Origin of the sequence: Chryseolinea sp. H1M3-3 (genome assembly GCF_029360725.1) — a bacterium.
Classification (GTDB): Bacteria; Bacteroidota; Bacteroidia; order Cytophagales; family Cyclobacteriaceae; genus Chryseolinea.
This window is the reverse complement of sequence record NZ_JARKMY010000014.1, coordinates 347,844-367,023: the sequence shown is the minus strand read 5'-3', so window position 1 is coordinate 367,023 and position 19,180 is coordinate 347,844. Positions and strand designations below refer to the sequence as shown.

General features: G+C 42.7%; 10 protein-coding genes. 6 read left to right on the top strand and 4 right to left on the bottom strand.

All coding sequences use genetic code 11. The features are described 5' to 3' along the window. The first annotated feature begins 74 nt into the window (after positions 1–74). On the top strand, positions 75–1,871 hold the full coding sequence (locus P2W71_RS22665) for a toxin-antitoxin system YwqK family antitoxin (RefSeq protein WP_276373684.1): 1,797 nt from the start codon (positions 75–77) through the stop codon (positions 1,869–1,871). 61 nt (positions 1,872–1,932) lie between these two features. Beyond that, positions 1,933–3,510 carry an FAD-dependent oxidoreductase gene (locus P2W71_RS22660; protein WP_276373736.1) on the top strand — a complete coding sequence of 526 codons (1,578 nt, stop codon included), beginning with the start codon at positions 1,933–1,935 and terminating at the stop codon, positions 3,508–3,510. 1 nt (position 3,511) lies between these two features. On the opposite strand, the gene P2W71_RS22655 is transcribed toward P2W71_RS22660, so the two are convergent. Then, positions 3,512–5,419 (bottom strand): peptidase M61, encoded by a 1,908-nt coding sequence (locus P2W71_RS22655; RefSeq protein ID WP_276373683.1) that lies wholly within the window; start codon positions 5,417–5,419, stop codon positions 3,512–3,514. Between the two features lie 191 nt (positions 5,420–5,610). Between P2W71_RS22655 and P2W71_RS22650 the strand changes: the two genes are divergently transcribed. Then, positions 5,611–5,976 carry a CoA-binding protein gene (locus P2W71_RS22650; RefSeq protein WP_276373682.1) on the top strand — a complete coding sequence of 122 codons (366 nt, stop codon included), beginning with the start codon at positions 5,611–5,613 and terminating at the stop codon, positions 5,974–5,976. A gap of 12 nt (positions 5,977–5,988) precedes the next feature. On the opposite strand, the gene P2W71_RS22645 is transcribed toward P2W71_RS22650, so the two are convergent. Then, complete coding sequence (locus P2W71_RS22645; protein WP_276373681.1) at positions 5,989–6,468, bottom strand: hypothetical protein; 480 nt, start codon at positions 6,466–6,468, stop codon at positions 5,989–5,991. A 164-nt stretch (positions 6,469–6,632) separates the two neighbouring features. Here P2W71_RS22645 and P2W71_RS22640 point away from each other — a divergent pair, with 164 nt between their 5' ends. The 3 genes from P2W71_RS22640 (at position 6,633) to ppk1 (ending at position 11,782) form a co-directional block, all read left to right on the top strand. Beyond that, on the top strand, positions 6,633–7,532 hold the full coding sequence (locus P2W71_RS22640; protein ID WP_276373680.1) for a polyphosphate kinase 2 family protein: 900 nt from the start codon (positions 6,633–6,635) through the stop codon (positions 7,530–7,532). Positions 7,533–7,685: 153 nt separating this feature from the next. Continuing rightward, on the top strand, positions 7,686–9,641 hold the full coding sequence (gyrB, locus tag P2W71_RS22635; protein WP_276373679.1) for a DNA topoisomerase (ATP-hydrolyzing) subunit B: 1,956 nt from the start codon (positions 7,686–7,688) through the stop codon (positions 9,639–9,641). A gap of 20 nt (positions 9,642–9,661) precedes the next feature. Continuing rightward, positions 9,662–11,782: a polyphosphate kinase 1 gene (gene ppk1 / locus P2W71_RS22630; protein ID WP_276373678.1), complete on the top strand. Its 2,121-nt coding sequence runs from the start codon at positions 9,662–9,664 to the stop codon at positions 11,780–11,782. A gap of 32 nt (positions 11,783–11,814) precedes the next feature. Here the strand turns inward: ppk1 and P2W71_RS22625 are convergent, their stop codons facing one another. Together P2W71_RS22625 and P2W71_RS22620 are read right to left on the bottom strand one after the other, a co-directional pair. Beyond that, positions 11,815–12,765: a type IX secretion system membrane protein PorP/SprF gene (locus P2W71_RS22625; protein ID WP_276373677.1), complete on the bottom strand. Its 951-nt coding sequence runs from the start codon at positions 12,763–12,765 to the stop codon at positions 11,815–11,817. A 7-nt stretch (positions 12,766–12,772) separates the two neighbouring features. After that, complete coding sequence (locus P2W71_RS22620; protein ID WP_276373676.1) at positions 12,773–19,147, bottom strand: gliding motility-associated C-terminal domain-containing protein; 6,375 nt, start codon at positions 19,145–19,147, stop codon at positions 12,773–12,775. Between the last annotated feature and the right edge of the window lie 33 nt (positions 19,148–19,180).

The window sequence follows — 19,180 nt, the reverse complement described above, 5'->3', positions numbered from 1 at the left end:
TATTTACTGCTCACCGATTACGCCCAGCCGGTTACCTTTTTTCACTATCTTTACAAAAGGCTAAGACACTGGTAGTGAGAAGTTTTTTACTCATTTTTTTATTTTTTAGTGCTGCCGCCTCGCAGATTTTTGCACAAGGCTTCATGCGCCAGACCTACCACGACCCTGAGAAGAAAAATATCAAGGAGGTCTATCAGGTAAAGGATACTATAAAAAATATCCTTCACGGGCGCTATATATCCTATTATCTCAACGGTAATGTCGAATCGCAGGGTCAATTTACAGATAACGAAACGAGCGGCATTTGGGAATTCTTCTATGAGACAGGCAAGTTGAAGATGCGCGGTATCCTTTTTAAAAGCTCAAATTATGGATTATGGGAATACTTTTATGAAGGCGGCCAAAAGAGCATGGAGGGTATTATCTATGGAAGAAACCGTGAAGGTGAATGGAAGACCTTTTACGAAAATGGCCAGATAAAAGAAATTGGAGAATACAAAAGCAACAAACGGATAGGCCACTGGAAAGCATATTTTGAAGATGGTGCTTTAAAAGGAGAGATAGATTATGCTGAAGATTTCGGAAGGTATACCGAGTATTTTCATTCTGGAAAAATATTAGGTGAAGGACCGAAGTCAGGTACACGCAACGTAGGCTACTGGAGGTATTATGCAGAAGATGGTACCTTAAAGGATGAAGGCGAATTTATTGACGGAAAGAAAAATGGTGTCTGGATAAATCACTATGCCTCCGGGAAAATGGCATCCAAGGGTAGTTACCTTAACGATGAGCCTACGGGCCAATGGGAGTATTTTTTTGAAGATGGTACATTAAATGCTAGCGGAGCGTTCCTGGAGGGAAAAAGAAACGGCTACTGGAAAACCTTAAGTGCTGATGGAAAACTTAAAAGTGAAATTACTTACGATAAAGGCTCTGGCGAATACCGGGAATATTATCCCAGCGGAAAACTGCGGAGAAAAGGAAATATCGTCAACGAAAAACGGCAGGGAAAATGGGAGTATTATTATGAAGATGGAAAACTGGAAGGAGCCTGCGAATATGAAAAAGGCAAAGGAACATATTACGGTTATTTTCCCAACGGAAATTTACAAACAAAAGGAACGTTGGAGGATGATTTAAAAACGGGTACCTGGGAAATCTATGAGAATGATGGTAAATTATCCGGATACTATAAACCATTCTATGACGATAAAAAATTAAGCAACGAGATCGTTGAACTGGCTGGAAAAAGCAGTATTGATAAAAAAATCACAAAAGGTAAACACTTCGGGTATTTCGATGCGCGGATCAATGAATTTCAAGGGGTGATCTTTGGGACAAATCCGTTATGGCTGGCAGCCGGTCGACTTCCCATTGGTATTGAATTTTATTTGGAGGAACGAATTGGACACGAATTTGAATTCATTGGTATTCGCGATCCGTTCTTTACTTCAGATTTGAATATTGCACCAGGCAAAAAATTTGAACGAGGATACAGCATCAGTATCAAACAAAAATTCTACAACCCCTTAAAGGCCGGAATGTGGTATTTCGGTCATGAAGTTCGTTTTACAAACCTCGGACATTTCGAAAACGAAAAACAGATCAGTGGGTTCTATCCCGATGCGATTTATACTTTTAATGCGGTGGAACAAAGAATTGAATGGGGACTATTATTTGGCTACAGAATTATGCGCCGAAATAATTCCACCGGCTTTACCATGGATATATTTGTTTCAGGGGATATCGGTTACCGCGGATTTAATGTTGACGCGACGGCAGCGCCTCATTTTGCAGATCTCAATCAAGACAAATTTTCCAAAACATTTCACTTTGGTTTGAACTTAGGAAATGTTTTTTCCTTCCAGTAATTTTGGTTTCAGTTCGTAGGGTGGGAGGTGGCTTCACTTCAACACGCGGACAGGAAATCTAATTATGCGAACAACCGAACTTGTCTTAAAGCCAGAAGAGGCTTTCGACGAAGAGAATTTCAATTCAATCCTTTATCAAAAACTTGGGCTAAAGCAAGACGGCAGTGTTTTCGTTCAGCCTATCAAGCGGTCGATCGATGCTCGGTCAAAGAATGTTGTTGTACGCATTCAGTGCGAAATCCTCTCGCCATCGGAAGCCCGGCCTTTAATATCCTATAAAAAAGATTTTAGAAATGTAAGCAATAGTAAGGCCGTTGTAGTGATTGGAAGCGGGCCTGCCGGACTTTTTGCTGCGTTACGTTTAATCGAATCAGGATTCAAACCGATTGTAATAGAACGGGGAAATGATGTCCAGTCACGCAGGCGTGACCTCGCAGCCATCAATAAAGACCATGTGGTCAATCCTGAGTCGAATTATTGTTTCGGAGAAGGTGGTGCGGGAACCTATTCTGATGGAAAATTATATACGCGTTCCAAGAAAAGAGGCGACGTAAGGCGTGTATTGGAGATTCTGGTGGCTCACGGCGCAAAGGATGATATATTGTTTGATGCACATCCGCATATTGGTACCAATAAGTTACCGCGTGTGGTGGCCGCACTCCGGCAAAGTATTTTAGAAGCCGGTGGCGAAATACATTTTAATACAAAAGTAACGGACCTTGATTTACAGGGGAACCAAATTTATGGTGTCATAACTCATAAAGGAGATCGAATTCAAAGTGAGGCGGTAATATTAGCCACCGGACATTCTGCTAGGGATATTTTTTTTCTATTGCACCATAAAAATATTCTGATTGAAGCAAAACCCTTCGCGTTAGGTGTAAGGGTTGAGCATCAGCAACAATTGATAGATCAGGTGCAATACCATTGTGCGTCTGATCGTGGAATGTATTTGCCGGCTTCATCTTACGCGTTGGTGCACCAGGCATCGATCAATGGAAAAGAACGTGGCGTGTTTTCTTTTTGTATGTGTCCGGGAGGATTCATTGTTCCTGCAGCAACGGCGCCTGGGGAGATCGTTGTCAATGGCATGAGCCCATCACGGCGCGATTCACCATTTGCAAATTCCGGAATTGTAGTGGCAGTCGATCACAATGACTTTCATGAATACAAGAAAAATGGTGCGCTTGCAGGGCTATATTTTCAGGCAGCCATTGAAAAGAAGGCTTGTGAAATAGCAGGAGGTACACAAGCAGCGCCTGCCCAAAGACTTGTTGATTTTGTGGATGGCAAAGTTTCCGCTTCATTGCTTGAAACTTCCTATCAACCCGGCCTGTCGTCCGTTAACCTTAAAGAGATTTTACCTGCCGATATCCTCCGCGCGCTGCAGCAAGGCTTTAAGAACTTCGGGACAAAAATGAAAGGTTATCTCACGAACGATGCACAAGTTGTAGCCGTGGAAAGCCGGACTTCATCTCCTGTAAAGATTCCAAGAGACCCTCTCTCACTGGAACACCCCCAAATTAGTGGATTATTTCCGTGTGGTGAAGGTGCAGGTTACGCGGGAGGCATTGTATCCGCCGCGATGGATGGTGAACGGTGTGCCGAGGCAGTTGCGTTGAAAATAAAAGTCACCTGAATCAATCATCCAACCATGATTTTCTGAGCGATACTTGTGCGGGAGTGGCCTGATCGTTTATTCCCAGTAAATGTTTTACTTCGCGTTCAACCACTATCGCTTCAGCTTTTAATTCTACTTCCTGCAGTTCACCAGCCTCGTTTTTCCGCTGGACAGTGTAAGAGAATGGTTTGCCTTTCTGAAGACTCTGTTGCTGACGGAAAAAAAATTCTCTGAATTCTTGGTTGTAAGGAATCAATTCGCCATTTATTTTGAGAAGAACGTCCCCATCTTTGAATCCGAATGCTTTACCTTGGTCATTAAGCGCCTGGGCATTGGCAATAGCAAGTTTAGGCGAACTATCCTCTTGCGTTATTGTGACGGCATTACTCTCCAATCCTAAATTTAGCTCTGGAGAAATAAATGTTTCTATGTAGTTAATTCCCACCATCTCAAAAATTTCTTTTAATGGTAACTTTTCGGTGCCTGCCACATACTTGTTCAAGAATTCCCCGATCTCAGGATAGGTTAGCGCCGTTATTTCTTCAAATAATTTATCATCTTCAAAAGGCTTTTCCTTGCCATATTTCTTCGAGAGGTCTGCAACAAGATTTTGAAGACCATAGCTGCCATCCGACAATTTCCGCAGTTTGATATCAATGCACATTCCGATCAGCGCGCCCTTTTGATACACATTATAATACTGATCTTTGTACTGTGTAAGCGTATACTTGCTGATGTCTGTAAAGGGAACGGTATCTTTAAAAGATTCAGCGGTGAGAATTTTTTCGCGCAAAACATCCAGGTAATTCTCAGGTGTGATTAACTCATATTTAACCTGAACATTCCCGGCGAAATATTCTGTAACACCCTCGTATAACCACAGATGCTGTGACATTTTTGGATCGTTGTAATCAAAATTCTCTATCTCCTCAGAGTGAATTGTCAATGGTGTAACGATGTGAAAAAATTCGTGCGCAGCAAAGTCCCGTAGCTGTTGATTCATTTGTTCTATGGTAGCTTCGGGCATATAATAAAATGATGAGGCGGAATGTTCTAATGCGCCATAGGTGTAAACGGGTTCTTGTGTGAAGTAAAATATAAACGCATATTTTTCGACGGGCAAATTACCACCGAGATATTCTTTTTGTGCCATCAATACTTCGCGCACGCTATTGGCGATTTCTTTTGCTGTAATTTTTTGTGATGGAGAGTACGCTCCTATAAGTACTTCCGTGTTTCCGATTTTGATAATGGCGGTGTCTGGGCGACTGTACATCAAGGGTGAGTCAATCATTTCATCGTAATCATCGATCAGGTAAGTATCAACAACTTTATTATTATCTTGTGATCCCTTCTCCAATTTAACGGTTGTTTTGGAACTTGGATTTTGGGGAATAAGTGCGGTTGATCCATACAAATCTTTTGATCGAACAACATTCAAAACAATTGCAGTTTCTTTCATGTTCTCAAAGTATCCGAAATATCCGGCACTGTTGATCAGGTAATTTTTGTTTTCCTCGATGTTGGTGCCGGCGGGTTTAAAAATGTTAGGCCCACTAATCTCGGTGTCGAAAGAATCATTTACCCAGTAACTAATTTTATGAAGACGTGTAGCATTTTTAATCTTCCAGGTATTGTCGTTAACACGTTCAAAAGGAAGTGCTCTGCCTTTTTTATCAACCGGTTTAAAATCGGATACGTATCTGCCATAGTCAGCGATAGCATACGTTCCGGGAATAATTTTTGGGAGGTAAAAAGTAATTTCTGATGACGAAATGTGGGGGGGTAGCAGTTCAATCATCACTTTGTCGTCTACCACCTGGGTTAGGTCCACCGTATAATGATAGGTGTTTGCTTTTTTGGCCTGGCCTAAAACTGAAAATATCGAAATAGCAATGAGGAGAAATGATGTTATGATCTGCTTCATTTATTTTTAAATTTTAAAAGAATCGTGAAAGCGTGCGGTAATACTTGTGAGGGTTAAAACTGCTACATGCATTTGTATATTAAAATAATCGGCAAAGTAGGCACTTAAATTGAATTGTAATGCGAAGAAGTTTGCTTGCAACAAATAACGGAATATTGAACTGAATAGTTTAATTTAAAAATTTAGCAATAGTGAAAAAGAGCGTAGTTGTAGGAGCAACGCCAAATCAGGCGCGGTATGCTAACCTGGCAGCCAGGATGCTGGCAGAATATAACCATGATACTGTCTTGTTAGGTATTCAAAAGGGTGAAATCAATGGAAATAAAATTTTAGATATTCGCGAAAGACCCCCTATCTCAGATGTTGATACCATCACGCTTTACATTGGACCTCCTCGTCAGCCTGAATGGTATGACTATTTCCTTGGCTTAAAACCCAAACGCATCATTTTTAATCCCGGAACGGAAAATCCGGAGTTCGAACAGCTTGCTCAACAACAAGGCGTAGAGACTCTTGAAGCATGTACCTTGGTATTATTGCGTTCAAGACAATACTGAACAGTTATTGATTCAGAGTTTAGGTTCGTTGTCTTTCTGTATTGCGATAACATTCACGCAAACAATTTTCCAAACACCCTTGATTTTTTCAAGCACACGAACTTCCGCTTGTGGGGGACGTAACGTATTGTCATCGACCTTTTGGGTGAAGCGTGCATAGGCGCCATTGCCGTATACTTTTACCTCATGCCATGTCCGATCTATCTTTGCTTTTGAAGGTCTGGCCGTTTGAAAATATTCTCGGAACCCTGCATTAATGCTTGGCCAACCAGAAAATGAATTGACGTCGGTTGTATCTGCAAAGGACCAGAATGCGTAAGGAGTTTGCGCCCAACTTGATGCCCAGGTTTTATAGTCGATTTCAAAAAAGGCAGTCGTCTCTTTTTCTATCAAGGATTTAATCGCTTCTATATCATTATTCTTTTGTGCGAATAAAGGAGCAACAAGGCATACCAGACAAAAAACACAGAAAATTCGAGCTCTCGTTTTCATAATATTTGTGCGTTGGTGATACTATGAATTTACCTCAAAAAAATTGCTATTCAATCGATTTCGAAGGCTTTTTTTCCGATTAGGGAAAAAATATTTTTTTTACCGAAACATAATCGTCAAGCATCCGAAACCTATTTTCTATTTTGGCTGATAACTTTAATTGTATGCTCTCTGAAAATGATTTTGTCGCGATTGAAAAATTTAAGGTCAAGCCAGGAAAAGTGATTCGCCTAAAAGATTTTCCTACGGGCTATGAAGGAAAATCTTTGAATAAATCGGAAGCCGGCGACTTACTCGAGTCGGGTCTCGCGCACCTTTCAGAGGTGCAGGACAAATTATACGCGCAAAATCAGTACAGTGTGTTGATTATCCTACAGGCGATGGACGCGTCAGGCAAGGATAGTGCGGTTAAGCACATCATGTCAGGATTCAATCCCCTTGGGGTAAAAGTTTACAGCTTTAAGGCGCCAACGCCTCAGGAGCTAGATCATCATTACTTATGGCGCCACATTGTGGCATTACCCGGCCGCGGAGAAATCGCGATTCATAATCGATCGCATTACGAAAACGTTTTGGTGACGCGGGTTCACCCGGAATACATCATGAAGGAACAGCTGCCTGGTATTGACACAGTTGCAAAAATCGATGAAAAATTTTGGGACTCGCGATTCAAACAAATAAATCGCTTCGAAGAAAACATCAGTGAGAATGGAACGATCATTCTGAAGTTCTTTCTTAACCTTTCAAAGGACGAACAGAAGAAACGTTTTTTAGAGAGAATAGACGACCCTGAGAAACACTGGAAGTTTGCGTTTGGCGATTTGCTGGAACGTGCTCATTGGGACGAATATCAATTTGCTTACGAGGAAGCCATCAATGCTACATCTACAAAGTATGCACCATGGTACATTATTCCTGCGGACGACAAGTGGTATACACGTCTTGCCATCGCTGGTGTCATTTACAAGCAGTTTAAAGCATTGGCCATCGACTATCCTAAAATCACCGACGCCCAGCGCGCCGAATTGATGAAAGGACGGGAGATGTTGATGAATGAACGCTAGGTTGTAAGGCTGACTCCCTTTTTCAGCGGAAATGTAGTTCTTCAGATCTCAAACACCCTATTTCTAATTCGCACGAACAGCTTAATAATTGTCAGAAATAATCTCTTTTTATAACCTCAAAAACATTATTTTTGACGGTTCTAACAACGCAACATGAGTGAAAATAAAGCAAAAGTTCCGGCTGATTATTCAGCCAATAATATTCAGGTCTTAGAAGGTTTAGAAGCTGTCCGTAAAAGGCCGGCAATGTATATTGGCGACGTTAGTGTAAAAGGTCTTCATCACCTCGTTTGGGAGGTTGTCGATAATTCAATCGACGAAGCGTTGGGCGGATATTGTGATGACATTAAGGTGACTATTCTTGAAGATAACTCAATCCGGGTTGAAGATAACGGTCGCGGTATTCCTACCGACATGCATGAGAAAGAGAAACGCTCTGCATTGGAAGTGGTAATGACAGTACTGCACGCCGGAGGCAAGTTCGACAAAAACACATATAAGGTTTCAGGTGGATTGCATGGGGTAGGTGTTTCCTGTGTGAATGCCTTATCTGAAATGCTTCACGTGACAGTTTTCCGCGATGGGAAAACCTCAGAGCAAGAATATGAACGTGGGGTTCCTAAATATCCTGTGCGCGTTGTCGGCGAATCTAACAACCGTGGTACTACTGTACATTTTTTACCAGACAAGCAGATTTTCCCTGTCACAGAATACAATTATGAAACGATTGCTACCCGTTTAAGGGAACTTGCCTTTTTAAATCCGAAGATCAGGATAGGCCTGACCGACCTCAGAGAAAAAGATGAAAAAGGCGAACCGAGGCACGATGAATTCTTCTCCGAGGGTGGTCTTCGCGAGTTTGTTGAATACATTGATGCTACACGGGAGAAACTGATTCAGACCCCAATTTATATTGAGAATGATAAGGGGGAGATTCCGATTCAAGTAGCCATGAGTTATAATACTTCCTTTAGCGAAAACCTTGTGTCATATGTCAATAATATCAATACGCATGAAGGGGGAACACACGTCGCAGGCTTTAGAAGGGCGTTGACGCGTACGCTAAAAAATTATGCTGACAAATCCGGATTATTAGATAAAGTAAAACTCGACATCAGTGGAGATGATTTTCGTGAAGGGTTAACCACCATCATTTCCGTGAAGGTAGCAGAACCGCAGTTCGAAGGTCAGACCAAAACAAAGCTCGGAAATTCGGATGTAATGGGAGCGGTAGACCAAGCAGTAGGTGAGGTGTTACAGACCTACCTGGAGGAACACCCTAAAGAGGCAAAGCTAATCGTAAACAAGGTTATACTCGCCGCCCAAGCGCGACATGCTGCACGAAAGGCCCGGGAAATGGTTCAGCGTAAGAATGTATTATCCGGTACAGGCCTTCCAGGTAAACTGGCTGACTGTTCGAGTGCCGATCCCAGCATCTGTGAGCTGTATTTGGTGGAGGGTGATTCTGCAGGCGGCTCTGCAAAACAAGGAAGAGACCGGAACTTTCAGGCAATATTGCCACTGCGTGGTAAAATTCTAAATGTTGAAAAAGCCCAGGAGCATCGTATCTATGACAATGAAGAAATCAAGAACATGATTACCGCATTGGGCGTTTCCTTCGGCACTCCTGAGGATGACAAGGCGCTGAATATGAATAAGCTTCGATACCATAAGGTGATTATTATGACCGATGCTGACGTTGACGGTAGCCATATACGCACATTGATTCTGACATTCTTCTTCCGCTACATGAAAGACCTTATTGAAAATGGTTACGTATATATCGCGCTTCCGCCACTTTATCTCGTAAAGAAAGGTCGAGAAGAACGTTATTGCTGGACGGAAGAAGAACGCGAGGCGATTGTGAAAGAGTTAGCGGGAGGCAAAGAGGATTCCGTGGGCGTACAACGTTATAAAGGTCTTGGGGAAATGAATCCAGAACAATTGTGGACGACAACCATGGATCCGGCTAAACGTTCACTGAAACAAGTAAGCATTGAATCTGCAGCAGAAGCTGATCATTTGTTCTCTATGTTAATGGGCGATGAAGTTGCGCCTCGCAGAGAATTTATCGAGAAAAATGCAAAGTACGCCCGCATCGATATTTAATTCATTTTTTAAGCGGATTTATGGAGGATGTTGTTGCAGTAGAAAAGATAGCCCACCAGATAGAAGAGAGTAATTATATTAGCCGCGATTTAAGCTGGATCAAATTTAATTACCGTGTTCTTGACCAGGCGATGCATACCGACCGAAGCATTTTCGACCGGTTAAAATTTTTGGCCATTACGTCTTCTAACCTGGATGAATTTTGTACCATCCGGCTGGGAAGCTTATATAATTATATTGACTACGGAAAGGAACGTTTTGATTACAGTGGGTTGCGTGAAGAACCATTTCGTATTCACTTGTTAAGTGAGACAAAAAAATTCTGTCGAGACCAAAGTGATTATTATGTTAATCATTTACGCCCCCTTTTTCGTTCCAATGGATTTGCTATTGTTGCCTATCGGGATCTTAGCGTTGAAAATACGCAACGGGTAAACGATTACTTCAACAAGACCATCTTTCCAATGCTTACACCGATGGTGTTTGATAGTTATCATACTTTTCCAGTATTGATGAATAACAGACTGTTGTTGGGTGTCGTGTCAAGAAATCCAACGGAAAATCTTAATCAACAGAAAGTATCGTTTGTTCAGGTGCCGCAAAATCTTCCCCGCTATTACGAGCTGTGGGATGGGGAGGTTATTCAATTTGTTCCAATTGAAGAAATTATCCGCAATAACATTCATTCTCTTTTCAGAAATGTTGAAATCATCAGTACAAACTTGTTTAGAATAAACCGGAACGGGGATTTTACATTGGAGGAAAGTGAGGACATAGAATCCAATTTCCTGGAAGATTTGCGTATAAAATTAAAAACGAGGAGAACGGGCAGGGTCGTGCGAATGGAGGTAGAGGAGAATCCCGATCCATGGATGATGCGGCTGCTACGCATTCAGTGGGATTTGGATGAGCACAATATATTTTACACGCCGAAAGAAAGTTCAATTGATTTTTCCGGTCTTCTCCAAATCATTAACCATAAAGAGTTCAAGGCAAAAAGAGCGCAGTTACCGGAACCCATCAAACCGTTAAATTTTCCTGAGCAAGGCGACCGTGATCTTTTTGAAGTCCTAAAGGAAAGGGATATACTTTTGCATCATCCCTACAATTCTATGGAGCCCGTTCTGGAGTTGGTGGAAAAAGCAGCTGATGATCCGCACGTTCTTTCAATTAAAATAACAATTTATCGTGTTGCAAAAGAATCGCGTATAACCTCAGCGTTGTTAAAGGCCGCCGAAAATGGAAAACACGTGTCTGTGCTTTTTGAAGTCAAAGCGCGGTTCGATGAAGAAAACAATTTACGAGAAGCGCAACGTTTACAAAAAGCGGGTTGCTTTGTTATTTACGGCATCAGCAGTTTGAAAACGCATACCAAACTTTTGTTGATTGTCCGGAAGGAGGAGGAGGATAAAGTGTACCGCTACGTGCATCTTTCGAGCGGAAACTACAATGAGTCCACATCAAGACTATACGTTGATATTGGTTTGCTTACGACTAAGGAAGTATATGCAAATGATGTTTCTGAGTTCTTCAATGTTATCACTGGGCATTCACAACCCTCGACCTATAGGAACCTGATTACGTCACCGCGTGACATGCGTATTCAGCTTTGTAATTTGGTGAAGCGGGAAGCGGAGAATGCCCGTAATGGAATTCCTGCTGCCGTGATTATTAAATTGAATTCCCTTCAGGATAAGGAGTTCATTGACGAATTATACGAGGCTTCCAGGGCTGGTGTAAAGATTAAGCTGGTGGTTCGGGGAATGTGTTGCCTACGCCCAGGCAGAAAAGGGCTCAGTGAGAACATAGAAGTGATTTCTGTTGTCGGCGAATATTTGGAACATTCACGGATATATTATTTTCATAACGCAGATAATCCAAAAGTATACATCGGTAGCGCGGACGCTATGGTTCGTAGCTTTGACAGGCGTATTGAATCACTCTTCTTACTGGATGAGGAGATATTAAAGAGGCAGGCAATTAATAACCTTCGCTTCAATTTAAAGGATAACGTGAATGCCTACATTATGCAGGAAGATGGTACCTACATCAAAAAGCAGGACGGCCTTCCTCCATTTAATATACACAAGGAATTTTATCACGTCACAAAAGAGATTGTGATGGAAGCAAAATTGCTTTAGTTACAAAGCGCCACACGCGTTACCCTTGAAAGTTATCGGTAACTGTAATAATGCGGGCACTCTGGATTTTTATGAATCCCATTAATCCGTGTGCGGTAATTAATCATGAATTCATGCGTTCCATTGGAGAAGCGATTCAAGTCCGATTGCGTCCAATCGTAGGAATACCCAAAGTGAAATTTTTCGCTGATTTTTAAATCGATAAAGGAAATAAAAGAATCTCCCGTACGATAGGAGACACCAGCACTAAAAACGTCGTGGAAAATAAAAGCGTTGTTAATATCGACGCTAAGCGGCTGGCCTTCCTGTTGACGAACGAGAATGGATGGATTTATTTTTACTTTATTAAAACGATCGAGAGGCAATACTACACCACTTCGAAGATAGTAATAACGTGCCTCCTTTAGTTGCCCGAGCAATCCTTCGACACCGTTGGCGATTTTGTTATTGAGAATAAAGGGAACGGAGAATCCAATAAAGAAATTCTTTTTACTGTAAAATAGGCCGGCTCCAAAGTTCGGCTTCACTGTATTCAAAATGTTGTAAAAAGAAGCGTCGCCCGGATTTTGTAAATCCAGTTTGCTGTAGTCTGCTCCCAATAAGTTAATCCCGGCTTGAAGTCCCATTGAAAGTGTTGCTTCCTGAAAATGCAGCTTGTATGCATAACTCGCGTAGATGTGCTCATTCTGATAACTACCGATCTCATCGTGGTTAATCATCAATCCGATCCCTACTTTGTTTTTAGCAAGTGCCGTATGCCCGCTTACGCTGAATGTTTTTGGAGCGCCAGGAAAATTAACCCACTGATTACGATACATAGCAGTAAGGCTCAGCTGAACCTGACTGCCTGCGTAAGCAGGATTCAGTACAAGCTCATTGAAATAGTACTGTGTAAAAACAGGGTATTGCTGCGCAAGCCCGTACGTTGCGACGATCAGGGTAAGCAATAGAGTTAAAAAAATACTCTTTCGAGTTGGTGTCATGTGACTCTTAGTTTACAATTTCCAGGTAGCCTGCTATTGGTTTAGATCCATCACGTTTATCAATAATGTAAAAGTATGTTCCCCCTGGTAATGTGTTGCCAAGCATACTTATCCCACGGTTAGATTGACCATCAAAGAAAGTCCCGTTGTTATCATAGCCCTCAGCCTCATAAACCATTGTTCCTGCGCGATTAAAAATCTTAACCTGATTCATCGGGAAACTTTCGATACAATTGATATGGAAAATATCATTTTGCCCGTCGCTGTTTCTGGACACGCCGTTGAAAGGACGAATCTCGGTTTTCACCTCAACCTCTTTAGTGGTCTCACACCCCAAGGACGAAATCACCGTAACCCGATACATGCCGGCGTCAAGTCCGTCAGCAAGTGGACCTGTGGCGATCACGTTGTTATTGAATTCCCAAATGATAGAATCAGTATCTACATTGTTTGTCATGAAGAGTGCGGCAAACCCGGTAGCAGGCTCACTGGAATCCTGACGACATAGCGTGGGAACAGTAGTGATACTGAAATCAGGGAATTTTGGATTATTGGTAATGTTTTCGACTGCTATTGGCGACTTACAACCGGTGATCCTGCTCGTAGCGGTTACGGCGTATGGTCCAACGGCCAGGCTATCATAAAATTCACCAACAAAATCCGGTGAAGCCTTTTCTGCATTTCCAATGTACCAGTCAAACACATATTCACTTGTGATTCCATTGACAGAAACTGAAAGTGCACCATTATCAGTAATACAACTAGTCACCATAGAAAGAATTTTAATGGTCGGCATAGGGACAGGAACCTGTTGTACATCAATAGTAACTTGGGTTGTGTCCGAACAGCCACTGACAAAGTCGGTGGCAATTACGGAATACAGACCGCCGCTGAGGCTTGACGCCTGTGAGCCTGAGTATATTATTGCGCCACTAGGCGGTGCGTTGGTAAACCAATCAAATCGATGATAGATGATTGCTCCATCCACGTGTGCTGCTGCCACACCATCAGGGCGGGTGGGATCACACATGGTAAGCGGCGCCAATGGTTCTGCGATCACAACTGGCATTACGCGTCCATCCTCAACCCGAACAGTGTCAGACACAATACACGAAGCATCGTTCTGATCAATAATTTTTACAATGAAGTTTCCTATGCCTAAGTTGCTGATTGGTGCTAATGGCATGCTGGTAAAATCTTCAGTAGCTTTTACAGTTTCTGCATACCAGAAGTAATCGTATTCATTTTTATACCCGTTGGTAACGGTGGCGAACACGCTTCCATCTTTATTCGTATCGAAACAAACCGAAAGCGGTTCGGCCGATGCCGTCATTGATATTGGACGTATGTCGAGCGGTAGTTCGTATGTAGCGGTTATTGTACACTGCGTCGTGTTGTTCAATACTTCAACAGTATAAAATCCGGCTGCCAGATCCTGTGCTATGATACCGCCTCCGCCGATGTTCGCACCGGGCAAAGGTGGGCCTGCTGTAGATTGACCTTGAAACCAATTGTAAGTATAACCGCTGCCACTGTTTCCAGTCGCGAGTACTTCAAGGCGTCCTGTGATATTCGCAGGCTTAAAGCATTGTGTAGGTATTACAAATGAGACCAAGTCGACACCAACGGTGTTCGCCGTTTTATCTTTAATTTCAAACTCGAACAAACCACTGGTGCTGCACATACTCGTCGTGTTAATCGCACGTACATAGTATATTCCGGCCGGTCTGTTCAGCAAGGAATTTCCTGTTTCCAAAGGAATAATTTGAGGACCTGCGACATCTGCTGTAAACCACTCGAAAGTATAATTGCCTAGCGGTGCGGCCACGCCGCCTTCCATAATGGTATTAATTGTTGCCGATCCTGCTGTCATCATATCGCATCGTGTGATGTCGACAAGCGCTACATCCGCTTGCGCAATTGAAATTGTCGGCTGGTTATCAAATACTTGATAAGTTGCAGTCGAGAAACAACCGGCCGACACACCTGCAGTTTTCGTAACCTTTACCGTATACTTTCCCGCAGGCAGATTGAGTGCACTGACTCCTGAAGGTACGCCACCAGGAATGCCACCCGTATTGGTGCCTAGGGGGTCCGATGTGATGTCAGTTCCTTCAAACCATTCAAAAGTGTAGTCAACGGCATTTGCAATATTTACAGAAAGCTGACCAGTCGCAGCAACACCATCACAGTTTACATTGTTTACGACTGGGTTCGCTGTGAACACAGGATTAGTGGTTTGTTGAATGAGTTCAACCGTGACCGGCACTGAACGACACTCAAACGTGCTTCTTGCAGGATTAGTGGTTATCGCTACAAATGTGTAAAAGCCTGGTTCGAGACCTATCCAAGAATAATTGGTTGTGCCACTTACGCCATTTTTAGAGCCAAATGTTGCACCGGATGCCCCCAAATCATTTTTCCCTTCAAAGACATCAATGCGATAATCACTATGATCAAAACCAGGAGTTGGAATTAAGTTGACGTAAATTTCTCCATCATTGCCCGGAACGCAATTTTCAATATTTAACTTTTTATCAAAGGCTAACACCTGGGCATCATCAAATGGAAGATCAAAGGTTTTTGTAGTAACACAACCCGTATTGCGATTCGTGGCGATCAGCGTATATTTTCCCGTCACCAATTGTGTCGCGGTACTTGACGTCGCCGTATTGGTTGTAGTGGTGATGGCTGGTTCCTGATATGGCTCTTCTCCTTTTCTCCATTCAAAGTCAAATCCCAACGTATTGCCTGGAGCAAATACCGAAACTGACAGCGATCCATTGTTATCGTTGCAATCACTGGGACGTACAACGTTCGTAGGATTAAATGTAGTTACCGGAGCTAGATCATTTATTGTTACTGTTATTGGTGCGGTCTCGCAATGACGCGCATCGAAAATGGCTTTAACGGTATATTTGCCCGCTGCCAATCCGCTCAATGTCTGGTCCGTGTCCGTGAAATCAGGTGTGGCTTTAATACTTTCTCCGATGTACCATGAGAATGTATAGTCTGTTGCCGTACCAGGGTTCACTGAAACCGTAATGGATCCATTAGCGGGTGAACATTGCGTAGCATGAGATGTGGATGACAACGTCAGGGTAGGGGTAACGACAGCGAAGTTAATGGTTACTTCTTCTGTGTCTGAGCAGCCCGTGACAATGTCAGTTGCTTTTACTGTATATGTTCCAACGTTTAGATTGGAAGGAGCGCTTGATGTAGATACCCTATTAGCAGGTACAGTGTTCTGTCCAAAAAACCATTCGAAGTTATAACCGGTCGTAGTGCCTCCTACATTGGCAGTGGCGGAACCGTTAGGCAGTGAAATATCACATGATGTTTGGTGCGCGTTAACAGTTGCCGCAACGACTGGAGGTATGGTTTGAATAATAGTTACCTGCACGGGATCTGAGCTACACTGCGAAGAGTTGCGTGTGACAACCAATGTATAAGTACCGGCCCCCAGGTTTGAATAATTCGCGCCTGTAAAATCGGGTACAGGCTTAGCCGAGTTGCCAATAGACCATTCGAAAGTATAACCGGCAGTCACGCCTCCTACATTTGCAGATGCACTTCCCGTAGCGACAGCCGAGCACGTTGCATCGATCTTCGTTACCGTCGGCACGGGCTTAACTGCTTGATTGGGGACAGTATAAGATTGAAGGGTTTGGCAACCTGTTGCCTTGCTCTTCACCAAAACCGAATATGCTATAGGTTGTAAATCCGTAACGATATGACTTACGCCAACTACTTCTCCAAACACATCGTTACCAACGTACCAGGTGTAAGTGTAATTTCCCGTTGGGTCGCCGACACCATCGTTGTCCGTGTCATTTACAACGGCCCGGAGTTTGGCGTTAGGGTATTTACAATTGTCGTATGGATTTTCTAAAATCAGTTTGACGACGACCGGGGAATTTACTTTATCTACGACAACGTCTTTGGTTACTGTGTAACAATTCGCTGTTTTATGTATCGCATAAACTGTATAGGTATCCTCTTTAATGCCAGTGTATGTCGCCCCGGTGTGGTCGGTCGATCCTAAGGGTTTGGCGGTTGTTCCAATAGACCAATAGAATTGATAGTCTGTTGTGTTTTTAAGTGCGCCATCAGGAACAAAAGCTTCGACAGCACCATTATCCGGCGTGGTGCCTGGTGAACACTTAATATTATCCTTAATTTTTAAGGTTGTTAGTGGAGCGAGTATTGGATTAACCGGGCTCGATAAAACATTATTTGCATAATTACACTCAATAAAATTGGTGTTGGGAAGCTTGATAGGCGTAGGCACAGTAGTACCGCCATCATTTAATACAATGTAAAGTGTAAAGGGTGATCCGGGACCATTTACAGTAGCATTCGTAATGGTTTGAACACTGTTGACTTTAAAGTCTGCCAGGTTTATATTGATTGTATTTAGCTTGATTGCATTTACCAGTTTAGGGTCACCGTTGTAGAACGAAATTGGCACAGTACCACTTAAAGACACATCACCAAGATTTGTGATCTGAAATGAAATGGTGAAGTCTGTCTCGGGACATGTAGGTTGATTAACCGTCAGGGAATTTTGGACATACGCTAAATCAGGAGAAGCATATTTTGGACAACCTAACGAGTTTAAGAAAGGTGACTGATTTAAGAAGCTGTTTAGTGGACGATTCTTACCTACTGTACAAACGTTCTCAGAGAACACGAGATGATGTTTCTGCTGAATCCTAGGGATGGTTAGATTGTCATTTACGTTAACGTTAAAGTAACCATGTTGATTCCAAACTCTTCTCGCCGGTACCCAAGGTTCGCTACCGGATCTGAATACTCTTACCTGGGAGTATTCGGCGTTGTCGATGTTACAAAAGTTTTTTTGATCTTCTGTTAAATAACCAGGATCGTTCGGATCTGTGATAGTTCCATTTTGAACAAAATCTACTGTTCGACAGGTCACACATAGTTCAGTATTACCATCTGCATCAACATCTGCAACAATTGGATATTCCCGGTTGGTCCTTGATACGCAAGGCTGCTGCGTAAAAATGTTACCGTTGCTTCCATCAATAATGTAAATGAATTTCTCATCACGATAGACGACTTCAGATTTGCCGTCGCCATTAAAATCAAATAGCGTACACCCGGTATTTCCGGACGTTTCTTCGTTCACGGTAATTCGCCAAAGTAGGGTTAAATCTTCTTTAAGGGCATAAAGGAATTTACCGGAGACATAGGCGGCGTTCAATTTTCCATCGCCATCCAGGTCGGCAATATTTACACGTCCAGTTCCCTGGTGCCACCCGTTTTTGTAATATTCGCCTGTAGTTGTGCCAGTAGCGCCCTGGCAATTTTGGATTGTAAAATTGCCGGCGATTGGATCGGAATATGTTTTAACTACACCAGTTTTAACATCCCAAAAGAAAATGGTGGTATTACCGTCTGCCATATTCTTACCAGAAATGATAACGTCAAGTGAACCATCAAGATTAAAGTCGGCTATACTGGTCGCATCACTTGGTGTACGCCGCCCATAATTCGGCATGACCTTGGAGGGTGAAATTGTTTTAGATGCTATATTGACGCTGAAGATAGTGTCACCGACAACAAGTTCGAGGTTGTCATCTTTAATGGCATCGGTCAATAGGTGAGCATTTTTTGTAGCATCATTTAAAATATCAACAGCAACAGGTCCACCGTTGGGGCGTCTGTCTTCATTTGAATATGACCATCCGCGAGGTGCAACAATTACATCACCATTATGGGCGTTATAAATAGCATTTCGGGCATACAACTCGACTTGACCATCGCCATTGAAGTCGGCGAGACCCATCATTCCCGGGTCTCCGGTCATATCTCTTTCCCAAATAAAATTCAGATTGCAATCATAAGCACGAACATAGTTACCAGTGCTGATCGTGAAGATAGTTGCGCATTTCTGTGTCGGGTCCAGATTTGCAGTTAGAATGTCAGTGTAGTTAGGTGAATATCCAACCGTGATTTGTTTTTGAATTGTATTGACACCTGCCACATTTTCACCATTCAGTATGAAGATTTTTTTAGAATACCTATTTGTGGTGATCATTTCAGGCGTTCCGTCACCATCGATATCACCAACTGCAATACGACCGAGGTGAACGGCCGTTCCATTTTCAGACGCGGACTCAAGCGCTAAGGAGAACTTAGGAAATTCAGAAGGTTTTGCTTCGCAGTTAAGATCATTTCCGATATATCCGCCGCTGCAGACAACTTCTTTTGCACACTCACCATCAAAACAATCGATGAAACCGTCTCCATCATCATCGATACTGTTCGCACATATTTCTTTAACCTGTGCATAGGCGGGTATCGTATAAATGCCTGCGCAGAAAAACACTACCGCGTAAAGAAGCCTCTTCATAACTCAGGATTTTTGATTAAGCACTTGCGAAAT